The following is a 19,287-nucleotide window of genomic DNA, read 5'->3' as shown; positions in this document are numbered from 1 at the left end:
GCCCGGGGGAGGTCTCCCCGGGCGCCCTTCGGTCCTGCGGCGCGCCGCTCGTGGCCGCGCGGGTCGGTGCTACGGCGCGCTGCGCTGGCCCGGGAGCGAGGCGCGCCCCGGAGCGTAGGCGTCGGACTGCGGCTTCCCCGGGTCGAGCGGGGACGCCGGGCGCCGGATGCCGGCCGAGACCTGGGCGGGCACGACCGCGTCGAGCACCGCCGTGCCGGTCTCACCCTGCGGCCGCCGCGCGCGGTACGCCGCCCGGTAGGCGGCCGGCGAGGAGCCGAGCTGACGCCGGAAGTGGCCGCGCAGCGCCACCGGCGAGCGGAAGCCGCACCGGCCCGCGACCTCGTCGACCGAGTAGTCGGAGGTCTCCAGCAGCCGCTGTGCCTGGAGCACCCGCTGGGTGATCAGCCACTGCAGCGGTGCCGAACCGGTCAGCGAGCGGAACCGGCGGTCGAAGGTCCGCCGTGACATGTACGCGCGGGCGGCCAGGGTCTCCACGTCGAACTGCTCGTGGAGGTGCTCCAGCGCCCAGGCGACGACCTCGGCCAGCGGGTCGGCGCCGATCTCCTCGGGTAAAGACCTGTCGAGATAGCGCTCCTGACCGCCACTGCGCCGCGGCGGGACGACCAGCCGGCGCGCCAGGGCGCCCGCGGCCTCCGTGCCGTGGTCGGTCCGCACGATGTGCAGACACAGATCGATTCCGGCCGCGGTGCCGGCGGAGGTCAGCACGTCCCCGTCGTCCACGAAGAGCTCCCGGGGGTCCACATGGACCGACGGGTAGCGCTTGGCGAGCGTCGGCGCGTACATCCAGTGCGTGGTCGCCGGCCGGCCGTCGAGCAGACCGGCCGCGGCGAGCACGAAGGCACCGGTGCACAGACCGACGATCCTCGCGCCCTCCTCGTGTGCGCGGCGCAGCGCTTCGAGCGCCTCCGGTGGCGGCGGCGAGGTGATCGACCGCCAGGCCGGGACGACGACGGTGCCCGCGCGGCTGATGGCCTCCAGGCCGTAGGGCGCGGTCAGTTCGAGCCCGCCGGTGGTCCGCAGCGGGCCGTCCTCGCCGGCGCAGACGAGAAGGCGGTAGCGGGGCACCCCGGCGTCCTGCCGGTCGATGCCGAAAACGGAGAGCGGGATGGAGCTCTCGAAGATGGGGCCGCCACTGAACAGCAGCACCGCGACGACTTCGCGACGGCGGCGCCCGGTCAGTTTCCGTGCGGCCTCCGGTGCGGCGGAGTCCTGGCTCATGACGCTAAGCCCCCCTCGGTGTTCGCGTCTCCCTGGTCGTGTCGCTCCTGCACGTTTCCCCTCGGTTTTGCACGAGACCCCAGTCTTCGGTACCCATGATCGAATCTACTGCGTCCTGTGGCGCCGGCGTGACAAGTTCTCCGTCCGGTGGATTGTCGACAAGGCCACTTGGCGCGAAGCGATCGATCGGGAAGTCTTCCGTCCGGTGGCCGCCCGGAAAGGGGTGCCGCGACGAACGCCCCCGTACGCGGGGGGTGTGGGCCCTTGGGGCGGGGCATATTCGGGTGCTGGCGCCGGGGTTGGCCAACCGTTCCGCCAAGGACTCGCCGACGGATGGAAGTTGGCTGAAAACATATGGGTTCGGGTGTACGAACCTGTCAACTCCAAGGGGGGCGGGCCTCGCCGGGGCACCGTTTCGGCCCGGTTTCGTCCCGCGCTACCCCCTCCCGCGGACGCTCTCGCCGCGCAGCCCGCGTTCCGAGCGGCGCAGCAGCACCCGGCAGGCCGCCGTCACCGAGACGAGGCCGAGCGCGGTCCCGGCCGCCCCGCCGAGCGAGGTGCCGTAGACGACGAGGACCACCGGGACCAGCGCGCAGCAGAAGACCGCCCAGCGGACGACGTCGCCGGCCTGGTCCGCCGTACCCGCCCCGGGTACCGGTCCCGGGGGCGGGTAGGCCGCTCCCGGCCTGGTTCCGGGGTCCGGGGCCGCGGGGACGGGGGAGGAGAGGACGGGCGCCCGGCGGCGGCCCCGGGGGGCGGCGAGCGTGACGGCGGGGACGGTGGGGGTCTGGCCGGCTGCGGTCGATGGTGCGGGCACGGGCGGTCTCCCTGCGACGGTGGGCTGGACCTGTGGCAACGAGGAGCGGAACGTTCCGGTCACTCTGGGCGACGTCCGTTTGGCCCCCGTACGGACGCCTGTAGGGCACAACCGGCATTGCCAGATCCCGAGCCGCTCGTGCATGCTCCCTGGAACGCCGCGCGCGAGCGGCGGGCACGCCGGGAGTGGCCCGGCGGGCTCTGGGCAGGAGAGGAGTGTCGCCGTACCCTTGGGGGTATGGGCTTGGGAAGATGATTCCCGGACACGACACCGCTTCGCCGCCCGTTGTTCCGTCCCCTCCTTTTCCCGTCCCTTCGCACGAGGACTCCCTTCGCCGAGACACCGATGGCCGGTCACGAAATCCCCGAACCCGCGGACCGCAAGCGCGTCGCCGACTCCACGGTCGACCCCCTCGCGGTAGAACAGCCACGTCACGCCTGCGACCCGGCCTTCCGGCACGGGGTCGTCGTCGGCTTCGACGGCTCCATGTCCAGTGAACGAGCCCTCGCGTACGCCATCGGGATGGCCAGGCGCTCCGGCTCGGGCCTGATCATCGTGCACGTGGCCAACCGGCTGCCCACCACGGTGTGGGCCGGCTGCGAGCCCCCCGTCTTCGTCGACGTGCCCGACCACCGCACCGAGGTCCTCGGTCTGGAGCTGGCCTGCGCCGAGCACCTCTCCGAGGTGCCGTGGATCCTCGTCGAGCGCGGTGGCGACATCTGCCACGAGCTGGAGGAGGTCGGCCGGGAGTACTCGGCCGACGCGATCGTGGTCGGCTCGACGCACGGCATCGTCGGGCGGATCTTCGGCTCGGTGGCCGGCCGTCTCGCCCGCCGCGCCCAGCGGCCCGTGATCGTCATCCCGTAGCGCGCGCACCGCGTCCGTCCCGCGCGACCCGGTGGCTCTCTTTCTCAACTGCCGTCATCCGGCCATAAATTCGGCCTTCGTCAGGTGAATTGTGTGCTTGTGAAGGGTACATAAAGACCACCGGATCACAGCAGCTCACGCAGGACACCTGCGCATCTGAAGGGAGCCCGCCGTGGACAACGACGTCGCCGCGGGAAACACCACTTCCACTCTCGGCCACCTCGCACTCGGACTGACCCTGCTGGCCTTCGGCCTGGGCGGTACGGGTGTCATCGACAACGTCGCGGCAGCGGATGCCGCGGGCCTCGCCACCTGGGTCGGCGGGGTCACGCTCTTCCTCGTCGGCCTGCTCGCCCTCCGCGCGGGCGACAAGGGGGACGGCACCGCGTTCACGGCGCTCGGCGCCTTCTGGTTCACCTGGGGGACCGCGGTCGGCGGCGGCGCCACGGCCGACGCCGTGGGCGTCTTCCTGCTCCTGTGGGCGCTCCTCGCGCTCACGCTGACGCTGGCCGCCTCGGGCAGCGGACTGTTCGGACAGGGCGTGTACGGGCTGCTGTTCGTCGCGCTCCTGCTGCTCGGCATAGGGGCGCTCGCCGACAACGGGGGCCTCGCGAAGGCGGGCGGCTGGGCGGCCGCGGTCGCCGGCCTCGTCGCCTGGTACGGCGCCACGGCGGCCGTCGCGGGCTGGCCGACGGCCCTGGGCAGGGCGAACCGCAGCGCGGCGGCGGCGAGCTGACCGAAGGAGAGCGGCGCTCACGAGCCCACGAGAAAGAAGAAGCGGTCCCCCTCGCACCTGGGTGTGCGAGGGGGACCGCTCCGTGTCCGGTCGAACCGCCGGGGGACAGGCCCGGTGGTGCGGGTCGGGGGGCAGGCCCCGACGCGCGGCTCGGGGGGACAGGCCCCGAGGCCGCCGCTACTCGACCGTGACGGACTTGGCCAGGTTGCGCGGCTTGTCGATGTCGCGGCCCATGGCGAGCGCCGTGTGGTAGGCGAGGAGCTGGAGCGGGATGCCCATCAGGATCGGGTCCAGCTCGTCCTCGTTCTTCGGCACGACGATGGTGTGGTCGGCCTTCGCCTGCGGCTGGTGCGCGACCGCGAGGATGCGGCCGCTGCGGGCCTTGATCTCCTCCAGGGCGGCGCGGTTCTTCTCCAGCAGGTCGTCGTCGGGGACGATCGCCACCGTCGGCAGGGCCGGCTCGATGAGGGCGAGCGGGCCGTGCTTCAGCTCGGAGGCCGGGTACGCCTCGGCGTGGATGTAGGAGATCTCCTTCAGCTTGAGGGAGGCCTCCAGGGCGACGGGGTAGCCCCGGACGCGGCCGATGAACATCATCGACTGGGCGCCGGCGTACTCCGCGGCGATCTTCTTGATCTCGTCCTCGGTCTCGAGGATCTCCTGGATCTGCGCCGGCAGCTTGCGCAGGCCCTCGATGATCCGCTTGCCGTCGGTGACGGACAGGTCGCGGATGCGGCCCAGGTGCAGGGCGAGCAGCGCGAAGGCGGTGACCGTGTTGGTGAAGCACTTGGTGGAGACGACGCAGACCTCGGGGCCGGCGTGCACGTACACGCCGCCGTCGGCCTCGCGGGCGATGGCGGAGCCGACCACGTTGACCACGCCGAGGACGCGGGCGCCCTTGCGCTTGAGCTCCTGGACGGCGGCGAGCACGTCGTAGGTCTCACCGGACTGGGAGACGGCGATGTAGAGGGTGTCGGGGTCCACGACCGGGTTGCGGTAGCGGAACTCCGAGGCCGGCTCGGCGTCGGCGGGGATGCGGGCCATGGACTCGATGAGCCCGGCGCCGATGAGGCCGGCGTGGTACGAGGTGCCGCAGCCGAGGATCTTGATCCGGCGGATGGTGCGGGCCTCGCGGGCGTCCAGGTTCAGGCCGCCGAGGTGCACGGTGGAGAAGCGGTCGTCGATCCGGCCGCGCAGCACGCGGTCGACCGCGTCGGGCTGCTCGGAGATCTCCTTGTGCATGTACGTGTCGTGGCCGCCCATGTCGTAGGAGGCGGCCTCCCACTCGACGGTCTCGGGGGTGGCCGTGGTGGTGGTGCCCGAGGTCGTGTACGTACGGAAGTCGTCGGCCTTGAGGGTGGCCATCTCGCCGTCGTTCAGGGTGACGACCTGGCGGGTGTGGGCGATCAGGGCGGCGACGTCGGAGGCGACGAGCATCTCCTTCTCGCCGATGCCGAGGATGACCGGGGAGCCGTTGCGGGCCACGACGATGCGGTCGTTGAAGTCCGCGTGCATGACGGCGATGCCGTAGGTGCCCTCGATGACCTTGAGCGCCTCGCGGACCTTCTCCTCCAGGGTGGAGGCCTGCGAGCGGGCGATCAGGTGGGTGATGACCTCGGTGTCGGTCTCGGAGGCGAAGACGACGCCGTCGGCCTCCAGCTTGGCGCGGAGCTCCTGGGCGTTGTCGACGATGCCGTTGTGGACGACGGCGACCTTGTTCTCGGGGTCCAGGTGCGGGTGCGAGTTGACGTCGCTCGGCGCGCCGTGGGTGGCCCAGCGGGTGTGGGCGATGCCGGTGGTACCGGTGAAGCGCTTGGGCACACGGGCTTCCAGGTCACGGACGCGACCCTTGGCCTTCACCATCTTCAGGCCGGAGGCCTTCGGGCTGGTGACGACCATGCCGGCCGAGTCGTATCCCCGGTACTCCAGTCGCGCCAGGCCCTCAAGGAGCAGGGGGGCGACGTCGCGCTTTCCGATGTAACCGACAATTCCGCACATAAAGGTGAAACCCCTCCAGGTCAGTGGATGTACTCGGCCGTCCGGGCGGTCCGGTCCGCCGTCAGCCGTAGACGATGCGGCGCAGCTGCCGGAGCGACAGTTCCGGTGGCGCCACGGCCCGGTGCGGCAGTTCCGCCGCGATCCGTTCGAAGATCTCGGCGTTCACCGACCCGCCGGACTGCAGTTCGCGGTGGCGGCGGCGGACGAACTCCTCGGTCGTCTCGTCGAAGTACGCCAGCACGTCGAGGATCACCCGGGCGGCCTCACCGCGCTGGAGCGCGGTGCTGCGGACCAGATGGTCGATGAGGTCGTCGTGCGACGGGCGGCGTTCGAGCACCCGTGAATACTGAGGGGTTCTCCCCGACTTTCGCAAGAATCCTGCCCGATATCGGGCAGGGGCGTCCCCGTGGGCCCTCCTGGAGAGGGGCTTGGTCCAGACCTTGACCGAACGGAGTCTCGGCGGTACGCATGGTGACGGTTCGGATATACAACTCGACAGACGCGTCCAACGCCCGAAGGGGACCAAGCCTGTGAGACAGCGCCGAAGGATTCCGCGCCTGATCGGATCCCTGCTCCTGGTCGCCGCCGCCGGTGTCGGCTGCGGCGAGGCCGCAGCCGACACCCGGCGGGACGGCAAGAGCGGCGACGGCCGGGCGGCCGCCGCCGAACCCGAGGTCCGCCCGCTCGGCCGCATCGTGCCCCTGCCCGCCTCGGTCACCCCCGGCGGCGAGCCCTACACCCTCACCCACTCCACCCGCATCGGCGTGGACACGGTCAACCGGGAGACCCGGGACATCGGCCGCTACCTCGCCGGACTCCTCCGCCCCGCCACCGGCTTCCCGCTGCCCGTCGTCGACGACGCCGCCGCCCGCGGCGGCATCCGGCTCCGGCTCAGCCCCGGCGACACCGCCCTGGGCGACGAGGGCTACCGGATCAGCTCGGCGCCCGGCGGCCTCACCCTCACCGCCCGCGCACCCGCCGGCCTCTTCCGCGGCGTCCAGACCCTGCGCCAGCAGCTGCCCTCCGCCGTCGAGCGGAAGAGCGTCCAGAACGGCCCCTGGAAGATCGCGGGCGGCACGATCACCGACACCCCGCGGTACGGCTACCGGGGCGCCATGCTCGACGTCGCCCGCCACTTCTTCACCGTCGACGAGGTGAAGCGGTACATCGACCAGCTCGCCCTCTACAAGGTCAACACGCTCCACCTGCACCTCTCCGACGACCAGGGCTGGCGCATCGCCGTCGACTCCTGGCCCCGGCTCACCACCTACGGCGGCTCCACCGAGGTCGGCGGCGGCCCCGGCGGCTTCTACACCAAGGCGCAGTACACCGAGATCGTCCAGTACGCCGCCTCCCGCTACCAGGAGGTGATCCCCGAGATCGACATGCCGGGCCACACCAACGCGGCCCTCGCCTCCTACGCCGACCTCAACTGCGACGGCGTCGCCCCGCCCCTCTACACCGGCATCAAGGTCGGCTTCAGCTCGCTCTGCGTGCCGAAGCCCGTCACGTACGACTTCGTCGACGACGTGATCCGCGAGATCGCCGCCCTCACCCCCGGCCGCTACCTCCACATCGGCGGCGACGAGGCGCACTCCACCAGCCACGCCGACTACGTGACCTTCATGGACAAGGTGCAGCCGGTTGTCGCGAAGTACGGCAAGAAGGTCGTCGGCTGGCACCAGCTGACCGGCACCACCCCCGCCGAGGGCGCCCTCGTCCAGTACTGGGGCCTCGACCGCACCCCCGCCGCCGAGAAGGAGCGGGTCGCCGCGGCCGCGCGGAACGGCACCGGGCTGATCCTCTCGCCCGCCGACCGGACGTACCTCGACATGAAGTACACCAAGGACACCCCGCTCGGCCTCGCCTGGGCCGGGTACGTCGAGGTCCAGCGGTCGTACGACTGGAACCCGGCCGGCTACCTCCCCGGCGCCCCGGCGAGCGCGATCCGGGGCGTCGAGGCCCCGCTGTGGACCGAGACCCTCGCCACCACGGACGACCTCGACGTCATGGCCTTCCCGCGCCTCCCCGGCGTGGCCGAACTGGGCTGGTCGCCGGCGTCGAGCCACGACTGGAACACGTACAAGGTCCGGCTCGCCGAACAGGCCCCGCGCTTCGACGCGCTGGGCATCGACTACTACCGCTCGCCGCAGGTGCCCTGGCCGACCGGCTGACCCCCCGCTGAGACGGCGAAGCCCGGCCGGGACGGTGTGCTGTCCTGGCCGGGCGTGGCGGTGATCCGTCTCCGGCGGTGGGTCAGAACGCGCCGTTGAGGCCCCACCACTCGCCGTCGGTGAGCTCGCCGGCCGCGAAGCCGCCGTTGCCCCGGCCGCGGTAGCCGACCAGCCAGCCCGGGTGCCCCCGGAAACCGTCGATGACGTAGTTCTCGTTGCTGACGGCCGAGAGGTCGGCCCGGCCGTCGCCCGTGGAGTCACCGACCGCGAGGAAGGTGTCCATCGCGTTCCAGCCGCCGGAGCCGATCAGCTTGCGGGCCCCGAGGCCGCCGGAGGCGGTGCCCGGGTAGGACCAGAGCTTCCCCGTGGACTTCTCCCGGGCGATCACGTCGACGCGGCCGTCGCCGTTGGTGTCGCCGGGGCCGACGAGGGCGTTCATGGCGTTCCAGCCGCCGGAGCCGATCAGCTTGCGGGCCTTGAGACCGCCGGAGCCGGAGCCCGGGTAGAGCCAGAGCTTCCCCGTGGACTTCTCGACGGTCAGCAGGTCGGCGCGGCCGTCCCGGGACAGGTCGCCGACGGCGGCGATCCGGCTCATGCCGTTCCAGCCGCCCGAACCGAGGAGCTTGCGGGCGCCGAGCCCGCCCGTCCCCGTGCCGGGGTACAGGTACAGCCTGCCGGTCGAGGGCTCGCGGGCGAGGACGTCCTCGCGGCCGTCGCCGGTGAAGTCGCCGTGGCGCACCAGGGCGTCCAGGGAGTTCCAGCCGCCGGTGCCGACCAGCCGGCCCGAGCCGTCGCCGGGCAGGAACCAGAGCCGTCCCACCAGGTCCCGGACGAGGACGTCGGCCTTGCGGTCACGGTTCAGGTCCCCGAAGCCCGCCGCCTTGGGGGAGGTCTCCGCCTGCCAGGAGGGGTAGGCGGGCTGGGAGCACTCGCGGTCGGTCGGGACGAACTTCAGCGAGGCGATGGTGATCGTCCCGCCGGAGGTCCAGGAGCCGTTGGACGACGGGTTCTCCGACCAGTAGCCCTCGTGAGCCTTGTAGCCCGGGGTCTCGTACAGGCAGGCATACACGGACGTCCGGTTGATGTACGAGCCGAACCGGGTGCCCCACGACCCCATCGAGGCCATGTTCGTCTTCGTCTTGAGCATCGACCCCCTGGCGTTCTCCTGCGTCCACGCGCAGAAGTACCCCTTGGGGCAGTCGCCCACGGCCGCCTGGGCGGGCGCCGCCGTACCGACCGCGACGGCACCCAGGCTCGCGAGCCCCAGCAGCGACGCCAGGCCCCGCTTGATCAGCATCTGCATCTGTTCCCTTTCCGCTCCACCGAATGAGACCGACGACCGGCCGAATGGTTGTACGGGTGAGGGAAGGGAGCGAGACGACTGGAACGGCGTAGGGAGCGGGGATGCCCGGCCGGGCTTCGTGTCCACGTCGGCGCACGTCGCCGGGATCGCCCGGCGGGCAGGTGCACCGACGTGGACACGACGGTCGCGTGGATCAAGGCGAGCCGCCCCGGAACCCTCCCGCGGATCAGGAGCATTGCCGCAGTGGCCGCCCCCGGCCGTCTCGGGCAGGCAGGCCGGGGACGACAGTCGGGCCGACTGCTCGCACAGGCGTCGTCGCCGAACCGGGCACGAAAGGAATGCTCATTCCGCTCGGCGTGAGCCGAATCTTCCCCAGACGTATTCGAAGGCGGCAGTGGCGCCGAGGACGAGCAACACGGCCCAGTACCAAGCGAGGCCAAGCAGCACGGACGCAATCAGCACCGTGAGGAAGACGATGGCCCAACCCCACCACGGCCTGGGGGATGATGGCTTGTTCACGATTGTCCTTAACGGTTGGTCGCGATACGCACGTGTCCGCTGGGCGATCGATTCTACTTGCAGTTACCGCTGCTGACCTTGGTGAGCTTGCCGCTACGAGGGACGATCTTGGTCTGGTAGCAGGCTCCGCCCTCAAGGGTTTTGTCCTTGACCTGGTCGCGGATGAACGCACCCCAGTCCTTGACCGTCTTGTACCCGATGGCGGAGCAGATGGCCGTCGCGGCTCGCTTGAGTCCGACGTGCGGGATCTTGTCGAGAACGGAACAGCCGGCGAGATTGGCGAAATACCCGACGCTTCCCGCGGCAATCGCGTAGGACTTCCATTCATAACCCCACGAGCTGAAATACGCGCCCAGGCCGAATGTGACCTTGGGGTCTGCGACCACCGGGAACGCGGTGCCCTCGTCGGTCTGCACCGTCTGAACGAGGGTATTGCCCTCCAGCCGGTAGCTGGTCGGAACAGATCGGCCAGCAGCGTCCTTGGCCCACGGTGCGTCGATTTGGCCAATCACCTCGCCCATGCCGTCGAGTGCGCCGCGCGCCAGGAGATATCCCCCGGTTCCGTCGTCGACGAGGCGCACGTCACCCTGCAGGCCCAGCGGGAATCGGTGCTCATTGGACGCCGAGGAGTCCTTCAGGGTGACGAGCGTGCGGACTCCTCCATCGGAAGTCGCCTGGACGGACAGATCGGTCGCCTCGGTGGCGTTCTTGTAGACGACGGTGCCGGATTCCGACGTCAGGCCGACGGCCTGGGCGGACGCTCCCTGCAGCCCGAGGGAGACCACATCGCCGGACGTGGCCCTGGCTTCGATCCGGCCGTCCGCGCTCGACGGCATGGTCACCGTCACAGGTCCTTCGTCGTCGGCGGTGACCGCCTTGGTGGTGAAGGACGCGCCGGCGACGGGCTTGGTCACATCGGCGACTCCCGTCGCCTTCTCCACGATCAGGGCAGAAGATTCCGCACCCGTCGAGCGGCCGGAGTCGGCAGAGGCAGGGGATGCTGCCAAGAGAAGGGCACCCACTGAAAGCGCCGATATTCCATTGAGAAGGATCGACGAGCGGGCAGGCGCATGCATTTGATTACCCCCATGAAGCAAACTGGTGAAGTGCTCAAGCCACTTGGTCAGAGTGGCAGCGGCAATCCTAGGGCACGGAATTACAGCGTTGATCACCAGTTGAGCAAGATCAGAGGTTCGTCCGCCGGCCCGCAGGTGTGTGAAAGCCCACCGGCGGATTCACCACGTCACATCCTCATCGTCAGGCGAAGCGGGCGATCGGGTTCACCAGGTCGCCGACGAGCTGCAGGGCCGCCGACGGATCCGACAGGTCGACCATCTGCCTGTTGTCGCGGAGCTGGAGGCGGTTGAGGGCCGACAGGGCGAAGGTCTCCGCGAACATGTCGTACCGGGCGAACCGGTCGGCCAGCTCCGGCCTCGACTCCTCGTAGGCCCGTACGCACTCCGCGACCGTCCGCCAGAAGCCGTCCTCGTCGAGGACGCCCTCCGTCGCCAGCGCCGCCGCCAGGAAGCGGAAGAAGCAGTCGAAGACGTCCGTGAAGACCGAGAGGAGCTTCATGTCCTCGGGGATCTCCGCGCGGACCCGCTCCACCGCCGGCGGCAGGACCGCCGCCGGGTCCATGACGACGATCTCCTCGGCGATGTCCTTGAAGATCGCCCGCGCGACCGCGCCGCGCTCGTCGAGGACCAGGATGACGTTCTCGCCGTGCGGCATGAACGCCAGGTCGTACGCGTAGAAGCTGTGCAGCACCGGCAGGAGGTAGGCGTCCAGGTACCGGCGGAGCCAGGCGGCCGGCTCCAGGCCCGACTCCTCGATCAGCGCGCCCGCGAAGGACGCGCCCGTGTGGTCCACGTGGACGAGGGAGGCCATCGTCGCCAGGCGCTCGCCCTCGGCGAGGGCCGGCACCGGCGACTCGCGCCAGAGCGCGGCCAGCATCTTGCGGTACGGCGAGTACCGGTCCGTCGCGGCCTCGTACTCCAGGTGCCGGTAGCCGACGGCCGCCCGCTCGCGGATGATCGAGAAGCGCGCCGCCGCGAAGACGGAGTCCGACTCGATCAGGGTGTGCAGCCAGTCGTTGATGGCCGGGGTGGCCTCCATGTACGCGGCCGACAGACCCCGCATGAAGCCCATGTTGAGGACCGACAGCGCCGTCTTGACGTAGTGCTTGGCCGGGTCCGAGGTGTTGAAGAAGGTGCGGATCGACTGCTGGGCGAGGTAGGTGTCGTCGCCCTCGCCCAGGTACACCAGGCGCTGCCGCGCGACCTCGGCGGCGAAGGTGACGGACAGCTTGTTCCACCACTGCCAGGGGTGCACCGGCATGAGGAGGTAGTCGGCCAGGTCCAGGCCGCGCGCGGCCAGGGTCGCGGCGAAGCCGTCCACCGCCGCGTCGCCGAGCTCGGCGCGGACGAAGGTCTCGTAGTCGATGCCCGCGCCGGCGGTGAAGGTGGCGCGGTCGCGGCGCGCCGCCAGCCAGATCAGGTGGATGTCGCTCGCGGCCTCGGGGGCGTACGCGCGGAACTCGTCGACACCGAAGCCGAGCCGGCCGTTGTTGGCGACGAAGCAGGGGTGGCCCTCGGTCATCCCGGTCTCGATCGCCTGGAAGCCGGCCCGGGCCAGCTCGGCGGAGGTGACGGGCGGCTTGGTCGCCTTGAAGGCCGTACCGGCGAGGGTGGAGGAGATCTCCTCCAGGTAGACCGGCAGGACCTCGTCGCTCAGGCCGAGGGAGCCGCGCAGCTCGGTGACGAACTGGAGCGCGTCCAGCGGGAGCCGCTCGTCGCCGCGGTGGCGGCTGATCGACTCGGCGTGGACCTGCCAGTGGTCCAGGGCGTACCGGTCGGCGGTGAAGCGGTACTCGGTCGCGCCGTCGTCGGAGCGGACCGCGTACCGGCCGTCGCCCAGCTCGCGCGGGTCGAGGAGCCGCTCGTGGGCGAACTCGGCGAGGCCCTTGCGGATCAGGGCGCGGTCGGCGTCGGCCCACAGCCCGGGGGTGAGGTGGGCGACGGGGTTCTCGGTGGAACGGGGGGTGCTCACGCGGCGGCTCCCACGGCGGCCTCGAAACGTGCCCGGGTGCAGAAGCTCAGCAGGGCCTTCTTCTCCGGCTTCTGGATCTCGCGCTCGGGCACGAAGCCGACGGCCTCGTTGAGCGCGTGGACGGCCTTGTTGGACACGTCGGGCTCGACGACCACGCGGGCGGTCGCCGGATCGGCGAACAGCTCGGCCATCACGGCGGTGATCACCCTGCGGGTGAAGCCGTGGACGGGGGTGTCGGTCGGGGCGACGAGGAAGTGCATGCCGACGTCACCGGGGAGCGGGTCGTAGAGCCCGACCAGCTCCAGGTGGGCCGGGTCGTAGCGCTCCATGAGGATCGCGGGGACCCCGTCGACCAGGCCGATGAACGCCTCGTGGTGCGGGTGGGCGGCGAAGGCCGTGTACTCGCGCACGACGTCGTCCAGGCTCGCGTCCTGCATCATCCAGAAGGCGGCCTTGGGGTGGGTGACCCAGGAGTGGAGCAGCTCCGCGTCCTTGACGGGATCGAGCGGGCGGAAGCGGACGGTCATGCGGCGAACTCCTGGAAGGCGATGGTCTTCTCGACGGGGTAGTGGTCGTAGCCCAGCATCGCCCCGATGATGTACGCGTTGCGGTACGCCCCCATGCCGAGGTCGGGCGAGGTGATGGAGTGCGTGTGCACGGCGGAGTTCTGCAGGAAGATCCCGCGGCCCGTCGTGTCGATCGCGTAGTTGCGGGCCACGTCGAAGCGGCCCCGGCCGTCCCAGACCAGGCGGTCGCGGACCGGCTCCAGGAAGGCGGGGACGGCGTACCGGTACCCGGTGGCGAGGATGAGGCCCTCGGTGTCCAGGGTGAAGTCCTTCTCCTGCTCCTCCTGGCGGAAGCCGAGGGTGTACGTACCGGTCGTCCCCTCGTACGCGGCGGTGTGCAGCGCGGAGTTGGTGAGGAGCCGGGTGGGCACGGGCCCGTCGAGGTTCTTCTGGTAGAGCAGGTCGAAGATGGCGTCGATCAGCTCGCCGTCGATGCCCTTGAAGAGGCCCTTCTGCTCGGTCTCCAGGCGGTAGCGGGTCTTCTCGGGCAGCGCGTGGAAGTAGTCCACGTACTCCGGGGAGGTCATCTCCAGGGTGAGCTTGGTGTACTCCAGCGGGAAGAAGCGCGGGGAGCGGGTCACCCAGTTCAGCCGGTAGCCGTGGACGTCGATCTCGCTCAGGAGGTCGTAGTAGATCTCGGCGGCGCTCTGGCCGCTGCCGACCAGGGTGATCGACCGCTTCTTCTGGAGCTCCGCCTTGTTCTGCAGGTAGCGCGAGTTGTGGATCAGGTCGCCGCCGAGGTCCCGGCAGGTCTCGGGGACGTACGCCGGGGTGCCGGTGCCGAGGACGATCCGGCGCGAGCGGAACGTCTCTCCGGCCTCGGTGGTCACCGTGTACACCTCGGTGGCCTCGTCGAAGGTCACGGAGGCGACGGTCGTCGAGAAGCGGATCGAGGAGAGCCGCGCGGCGGCCCAGCGGCAGTAGTCGTTGTACTCGGTCCGCAGCGGGTAGAAGTTCTCCCGGATGTAGAACGAGTACAGCCGGCCCTTGTCCTTCAGGTAGCTGAGGAAGGAGTACGGCGAGGTCGGGTCGGCCATCGTGACCAGGTCCGACATGAACGGGGTCTGGAGGTGGGCGCCGTCGAGGAACATCCCCGAGTGCCACTCGAAGTCGGGCTTCGACTCCAGGAAGACGCCGTTCAGCTCGTCGATCGGCTCGGTCAGGCAGGCGAGTCCGAGGTTGAACGGACCGAGCCCGATGCCGATGAAGTCGTGGATCTCGGTCGTCTCAGGCGTGGACAAGGGTCTCTCCCAGGTACTGCTCGGCGTGGCCGGCGATCAGATCGAGGACGGCGGCGATGTCGGCCGCGGTGGTCTCGGGGTTGAGCAGGGTGAACTTGAGGTACTGGCGGCCGTCGACCTTGGTGCCGGCGACGACGGCCTCGCCCGAGGCGAACAGGGCCTTGCGGGCGTGCAGGTTGGCCCGGTCGATCTCCTCGGGCGAGGTGGCGCGGGCCGGGATGTAGCGGTAGACGAGGGTGGAGAGCCGGGGCTCGACCACGACGTCGTAGCGCGGGTCGGCGGCGAGCAGCGCGAAGCCCTCGGCGGCGAGGTCGCAGACCTCGTCGAAGAGCTGCCCGACACCGTCGGCGCCCATGACGCGCAGGGTCATCCAGAGCTTGAGCGCGTCGAAGCGGCGGGTGGTCTGGAGCGACTTGTCCACCTGGTTGGGGATCCGCTCCACGACCGTCCGGGCCGGGTTGAGGTAGTCGGCGTGGTAGGTCGCGTGGCGCAGGGTCGCCCCGTCGCGGACCAGCAGCGCCGAGGAACTCACCGGCTGGAAGAAGGACTTGTGGAAGTCGACGGTGACCGAGTCGGCCCGCTCGATGCCGGCCAGGAGGTGGCGGCGGGTCGGCGAGGCGAGCAGTCCGCAGCCGTAGGCGGCGTCCACGTGCATCCAGGCGCCGTACTCGTCGGCCAGGGCGGCGACCTCGGGCAGCGGGTCGATGGAGCCGAAGTCGGTGGTGCCGGCGGTGGCGACGATCGCCATCGGGACGAGGCCCTCGGCGCGGCAGGCCTCCAGCTCGGCGGCGAGGACCACGGACTGCATCCGCTTGTCCCGGTCGACCGGGACGGAGATGACGGCGTCCTGGCCGAGGCCGAGGAGGTTCGCGGACTTCTGGACGCTGAAGTGGCTGCACTCGGAGGAGAAGATCCGGAGCTTCGACAGGTCGTCCGTCTTCGCCTCCTCGCGGGCGAGGAGCAGGGACTGCAGGTTGGACTGCGAACCGCCGCTGGTGAAGACGCCGTCGGCGGCGGGGCCGAAGCCGATGCGGCCGTTGGTCCAGTCGACGAGCTTGCGCTCGATGAGGGTGCCGCCCGCGCTCTGGTCCCAGGTGTCGAGCGAGGAGTTGACCGCCGAGAGGACGGCCTCGCCGAGGACGGCCGGGATGACCACCGGGCAGTTGAGGTGGCCCAGGTAGCGGGGGTGGTGGAAGTAGACGGCGTCGCGGAGGTAGACGCTCTCCAGCTCGTCGAGGGCGGCGGAGGAGTCGCCGAGCGGCCGGTCGAGGTCGACGGCGTCGATGACGGGCGCCAGCTCGGCGGGGGTCACGCCGGTGAACGGGGCTCGCGTCGTGGCGAGTCGGTCCGCCACGCGCGCGACTCCCTCGGTGACGGCGCGCCGGTAGCTCTCCGCCGTGGCGTCGTTGAGCAGGTGCGAGCGCATGTGGGGGGCCTCCTGGTGCGGGGCTCGGTCGCGCCCTCCGGACAGGAAATGGGGGCGAGGGGCGACACGGTGAAAGCTAGGTTAGCCTAACCTAACTTTTTCTCGTGTCGACCCCTCGCCCCGCCTGGGTCACGCCCGTTGGTGCCGTATCGCCCGGAGTGTCCGAAACGGCGGAGTGTGGCCTCTGTTACTCCTCGGTGAGGGCGTCCTCGCGCGTCTCGTCCGGGACCTCGCGCAGCGCGTCCTCGGACAGCCCCTTGCGCCAGTAGCCGACGAACGTCACCCGGCGGCGGTCGAGTTCGCGCTCCCGCACGAAGTACCTCCGCAGCGCCTTCACCGCGCCGGACTCGCCCGCGATCCAGACGTAGGGGGCCTCGCCGGGCAGTTCGACACCGCGCACCGCGTCCACGGCGGACGGCGCCCCCTCCTCCCGTACGAGCCAGGTGACGCGCGCGTCCGCCCGCGTCGACAGCTCCGCGCGGTCACCGGAGTACGGCACTTCCAGGAACACCTGGGCGCGGGTCCCGGCCGGCAGCCACTCCAGGACGGCCGACGCGGCGGGGAGGGCCGTCTCGTCCGCCCAGATCAGCACCGAGTCGGCGTCCCCGGGCGGCTGGAAGCGGACGGCGGTGTTCTCGGCGACCGCCGGGCCGAGCACGACCACGCGGTCGCCGGGCACGGCCCCGCCGGCCCAGCGGCAGGCGGGGCCGCCGTCCTCGTGGAGCGCGAAGTCGATGTCCAGCTCGTCCACCGGCCCGGTGCGCTGCTCGCGGACGGTGTACGAGCGCATCACGGCCCGGACGTCGGCGGGCATCGCGCGCCAGGCGCCGAGGACCGCGTACATGTCCTGCCCGTCCAGCGGCGGCAGGACGGGCTCCTCCTGGCCGGGGTGCGGCAGGAAGAGGGAGAGGGACTGGTCGCGGCCGCCGGCGGCGAACCTCCGCAGGTCGTCGCCGGTGAAGGTGATCCGGACCAGCGACGGGCCGAGCCGCCGGGTCCGGTCCACCCGGAGGCGGAAGAACTGGAAGGGGGCGGTCTCGGCGTGCGTCATGGGGCAGGACACCTTTGCGGTACGGGCGAGGGTGAGCGCGAGGGCGGGCGAGGGCGACCGGGAGGGCGGGCGAGGGGTCGGTCACCCCGAGGGAGAGTCAGGATAGGTTAGCCTAACCTCACAATTTCGGGGTGGGGCGGGGCGGCACGACGGAGCCCGCCGCCCCGAGGGGACGACGGGCTTCCGTGGGCGGCCGGGCCGGCCTTCAGGCCTGCAGGCCCAACTCCCGCGCGATCAGCATCCGCTGGACCTCGCTCGTGCCCTCGCCGATCTCCAGGATCTTCGAGTCGCGCCACATCCGGGCCACCGGGTACTCGTTCATGAAGCCGTAGCCGCCGTGGATCTGCGTCGCCTCACGGGCGTTGTCCACGGCCACCGTGGAGGAGTACAGCTTCGCGATCGCCGCCTCCTTCTTGAACGGCTCGCCGAGGACGAGCCGCGAGGCCGCGTCCCGCCAGCCGACCCGGGCCATGTGGGCCTTCGTCTCCATGTCGGCGATCTTGAACTGGATCGCCTGGTTGTCACCGATCGGCCGGCCGAAGGCGTGCCGCTCCTTCGCGTACTTCACCGACTCGTCGACACAGCCCTGCGCGAGCCCGGTCGCGAGCGCCGAGATCGCGACCCGGCCCTCGTCGAGGATCCGCAGGAACTGCGCGTACCCGCGCCCCTCCTCGCCGAGCAGGTTCGCGGCGGGCACCCGGACGTCCGCGAAGGACAGCTCGCGGGTGTCCGAGGCGTTCCAGCCGACCTTCGAGTAGGGGGCGGCGACGGTGAAACCGGGGGTGCCGGAGGGAACGATGATCGAGGAGATCAGCGGGCGCCCGTCGGGCTTGCGGCCGGTGACCGCCGTGACCGTCACCAGACCCGTGATGTCCGTACCGGAGTTGGTGATGAAGCACTTGGAGCCGTTGATGACCCAGTCGTCGCCGTCACGGACGGCGGTGGTGCGGGTCCCGCCGGCGTCGCTGCCCGCGCCGGGCTCGGTCAGCCCGAAGGCGCCCAGGATCTCGCCCGAGCACATCCGGGGGAGCCACTCCCGCTTCTGCTCCTCGGTGCCGAACAGGTGCAGCGGCATCGCGCCCAGCGAGACGCCCGCCTCCAGGGTGATGGCGACCGAGGAGTCGACCCGGGCCAGCTCCTCCAGGGCGATGCCGAGAGCCAGGTAGTCGCCTCCCATGCCGCCGTACTCCTCGGGGAACGGCAGCCCGAACAGGCCCATGCGGCCCATCTCGCGGACGATCTCGTAGGGGAACTCGTGCCGCTCGTAGTAGTCGCCGATCTTCGGCGCCACGACGTCGTGGGCGAACGCCTCGACGGTACGGCGGAGTTCCTCGTGCTCTGCGGAGAGCCGGTGGTCGAGGGACATGGTGTTCGTCACTCCTTGTGGGAGAGGGCGCGGACGGTCCGGGAAGGGCTGGGTCGGCCCAGCTGTTCGGCCATCCACACGCTTGCGGCGGTGAGGGCGGTCAGATCGACCCCGGTCTCGATGCCGAGACCGTCGAGCATCCACACGAGGTCCTCGGTGGCGAGGTTGCCCGTCGCGCTCTTCGCGTACGGGCAGCCGCCGAGTCCGCCGGCGGAGGCGTCGACGGTGGTCACTCCGTGGCGGAGCGCGGCGAGGGTGTTGGAGAGGGCCTGGCCGTAGGTGTCGTGGAAGTGCACGGCGATACGGGAGGTGGGGACGCCGGCCTCGTTCAGCGCGGTGAGGAGCGCCTCGACATGGCCCGGGGTGGCCACCCCGATCGTGTCCCCGAGGCTCAGCTCGTCGCAGCCCATCTCGGCCAGCGCCCTGGTGACCCGGACGACCTGCTCGATCGGGACGGCGCCCTCCCAGGGGTCGCCGAAGCACATCGAGAGATAGCCGCGGACGTTCAGCCCCGCCTCTATGGCGCGGGTGACCGTCGGGGCGAAGAGCGCGAGGGCCTCGTCGACGGTCCGGTTGAGGTTGGCCTTCGCGAAGGACTCCGTGGCGGAGGCGAAGACGGCGATGTCACGGGCGCCGAGCGCGAGGGCCCGGTCCAGGCCGCGCTCGTTGGGCACGAGCACCGGGAGCCGGACCGGCAGGTCGCGGACGAGCGGGAACAGCTCCTCCGCGTCCGCCAGTTGGGGCACCCACTTGGGGTGCACGAAACTGGTGGCCTCGACGGTGGAGAGCCCGGCGGCGGCGAGCCGCCGGACGAACTCCGCCTTCACCCCGGTCGGGACGGCCGTCTTCTCGTTCTGCAGCCCGTCCCGGGCGCCGACCTCGTGGATCCGGACCCGGGCGGGCAGCGCCGGATCCCGCACCGTCATGGGCAGACCCGTG

The 19,287-nt window shown here is 70.9% G+C and carries 16 protein-coding genes; 3 read left to right on the top strand and 13 right to left on the bottom strand.

Translation table 11 applies throughout. The features are described 5' to 3' along the window. Positions 1-69: 69 nt before the first annotated feature. On the bottom strand, positions 70-1,239 hold the full coding sequence (locus ABT129_RS08465; protein ID WP_351898235.1) for a helix-turn-helix domain-containing protein: 1,170 nt from the start codon (positions 1,237-1,239) through the stop codon (positions 70-72). Between the two features lie 436 nt (positions 1,240-1,675). Further along, on the bottom strand, positions 1,676-2,056 hold the full coding sequence (locus ABT129_RS08460) for a hypothetical protein (protein ID WP_351898232.1): 381 nt from the start codon (positions 2,054-2,056) through the stop codon (positions 1,676-1,678). 345 nt (positions 2,057-2,401) lie between these two features. Here ABT129_RS08460 and ABT129_RS08455 point away from each other — a divergent pair, with 345 nt between their 5' ends. After that, positions 2,402-2,923: a universal stress protein gene (locus tag ABT129_RS08455; protein WP_351898230.1), complete on the top strand. Its 522-nt coding sequence runs from the start codon at positions 2,402-2,404 to the stop codon at positions 2,921-2,923. 172 nt (positions 2,924-3,095) lie between these two features. Beyond that, complete coding sequence (locus ABT129_RS08450) at positions 3,096-3,659, top strand: GPR1/FUN34/YaaH family transporter (RefSeq protein WP_351898228.1); 564 nt, start codon at positions 3,096-3,098, stop codon at positions 3,657-3,659. A gap of 177 nt (positions 3,660-3,836) precedes the next feature. Here the strand turns inward: ABT129_RS08450 and glmS are convergent, their stop codons facing one another. Both glmS and ABT129_RS08440 read right to left on the bottom strand, forming a co-directional pair. After that, positions 3,837-5,654 (bottom strand): glutamine--fructose-6-phosphate transaminase (isomerizing), encoded by a 1,818-nt coding sequence (gene glmS, locus ABT129_RS08445; RefSeq protein ID WP_351898225.1) that lies wholly within the window; start codon positions 5,652-5,654, stop codon positions 3,837-3,839. A gap of 61 nt (positions 5,655-5,715) precedes the next feature. After that, the gene (locus ABT129_RS08440) at positions 5,716-5,991 is read right to left on the bottom strand and encodes a hypothetical protein (RefSeq protein WP_351898223.1); all 276 of its coding nucleotides are present in this window, start codon (positions 5,989-5,991) and stop codon (positions 5,716-5,718) included. Between the two features lie 193 nt (positions 5,992-6,184). Between ABT129_RS08440 and ABT129_RS08435 the strand changes: the two genes are divergently transcribed. Beyond that, positions 6,185-7,828, top strand: coding sequence for a beta-N-acetylhexosaminidase (locus ABT129_RS08435; RefSeq protein ID WP_351898221.1), 1,644 nt, complete (start codon positions 6,185-6,187; stop codon positions 7,826-7,828). Between the two features lie 82 nt (positions 7,829-7,910). On the opposite strand, the gene ABT129_RS08430 is transcribed toward ABT129_RS08435, so the two are convergent. From ABT129_RS08430 to ABT129_RS08390, 9 genes are all read right to left on the bottom strand, one after another. Continuing rightward, positions 7,911-9,131 carry an FG-GAP-like repeat-containing protein gene (locus ABT129_RS08430; RefSeq protein ID WP_351898218.1) on the bottom strand — a complete coding sequence of 407 codons (1,221 nt, stop codon included), beginning with the start codon at positions 9,129-9,131 and terminating at the stop codon, positions 7,911-7,913. A gap of 572 nt (positions 9,132-9,703) precedes the next feature. Beyond that, positions 9,704-10,564, bottom strand: coding sequence for a hypothetical protein (locus ABT129_RS08425; protein WP_351898216.1), 861 nt, complete (start codon positions 10,562-10,564; stop codon positions 9,704-9,706). A 343-nt stretch (positions 10,565-10,907) separates the two neighbouring features. Continuing rightward, entirely contained in the window at positions 10,908-12,698 is a 1,791-nt protein-coding gene (locus tag ABT129_RS08420; RefSeq protein WP_351898214.1) for an IucA/IucC family protein, read from the bottom strand. Continuing rightward, on the bottom strand, positions 12,695-13,225 hold the full coding sequence (locus tag ABT129_RS08415) for a GNAT family N-acetyltransferase (protein ID WP_351898211.1): 531 nt from the start codon (positions 13,223-13,225) through the stop codon (positions 12,695-12,697). Before ABT129_RS08415 ends, ABT129_RS08420 begins: the two co-directional genes overlap by 4 nt. Further along, positions 13,222-14,505 (bottom strand): lysine N(6)-hydroxylase/L-ornithine N(5)-oxygenase family protein, encoded by a 1,284-nt coding sequence (locus ABT129_RS08410; RefSeq protein WP_351898209.1) that lies wholly within the window; start codon positions 14,503-14,505, stop codon positions 13,222-13,224. The genes ABT129_RS08415 and ABT129_RS08410 overlap by 4 nt, the downstream gene beginning before the upstream one ends. Next, the gene (locus ABT129_RS08405; protein WP_351898207.1) at positions 14,492-15,931 is read right to left on the bottom strand and encodes a pyridoxal phosphate-dependent decarboxylase family protein; all 1,440 of its coding nucleotides are present in this window, start codon (positions 15,929-15,931) and stop codon (positions 14,492-14,494) included. Before ABT129_RS08405 ends, ABT129_RS08410 begins: the two co-directional genes overlap by 14 nt. Positions 15,932-16,118: 187 nt before the next feature. Next, positions 16,119-16,982: a siderophore-interacting protein gene (locus ABT129_RS08400; protein WP_351898204.1), complete on the bottom strand. Its 864-nt coding sequence runs from the start codon at positions 16,980-16,982 to the stop codon at positions 16,119-16,121. A gap of 205 nt (positions 16,983-17,187) precedes the next feature. Then, a complete protein-coding gene (locus ABT129_RS08395) occupies positions 17,188-18,348 on the bottom strand; it encodes an acyl-CoA dehydrogenase family protein (RefSeq protein WP_351898202.1) in 1,161 nt (386 codons plus the stop codon). An 8-nt stretch (positions 18,349-18,356) separates the two neighbouring features. After that, positions 18,357-19,274, bottom strand: coding sequence for a hydroxymethylglutaryl-CoA lyase (locus tag ABT129_RS08390; protein WP_351898530.1), 918 nt, complete (start codon positions 19,272-19,274; stop codon positions 18,357-18,359). Positions 19,275-19,287 lie beyond the last annotated feature (13 nt).

The sequence above is a fragment of the Streptomyces sp. NPDC002057 genome (assembly GCF_040296665.1).
Lineage (GTDB): Bacteria > Actinomycetota > Actinomycetes > Streptomycetales > Streptomycetaceae > Streptomyces.
This window is presented reverse-complemented; position numbering and strand designations above follow the sequence as displayed.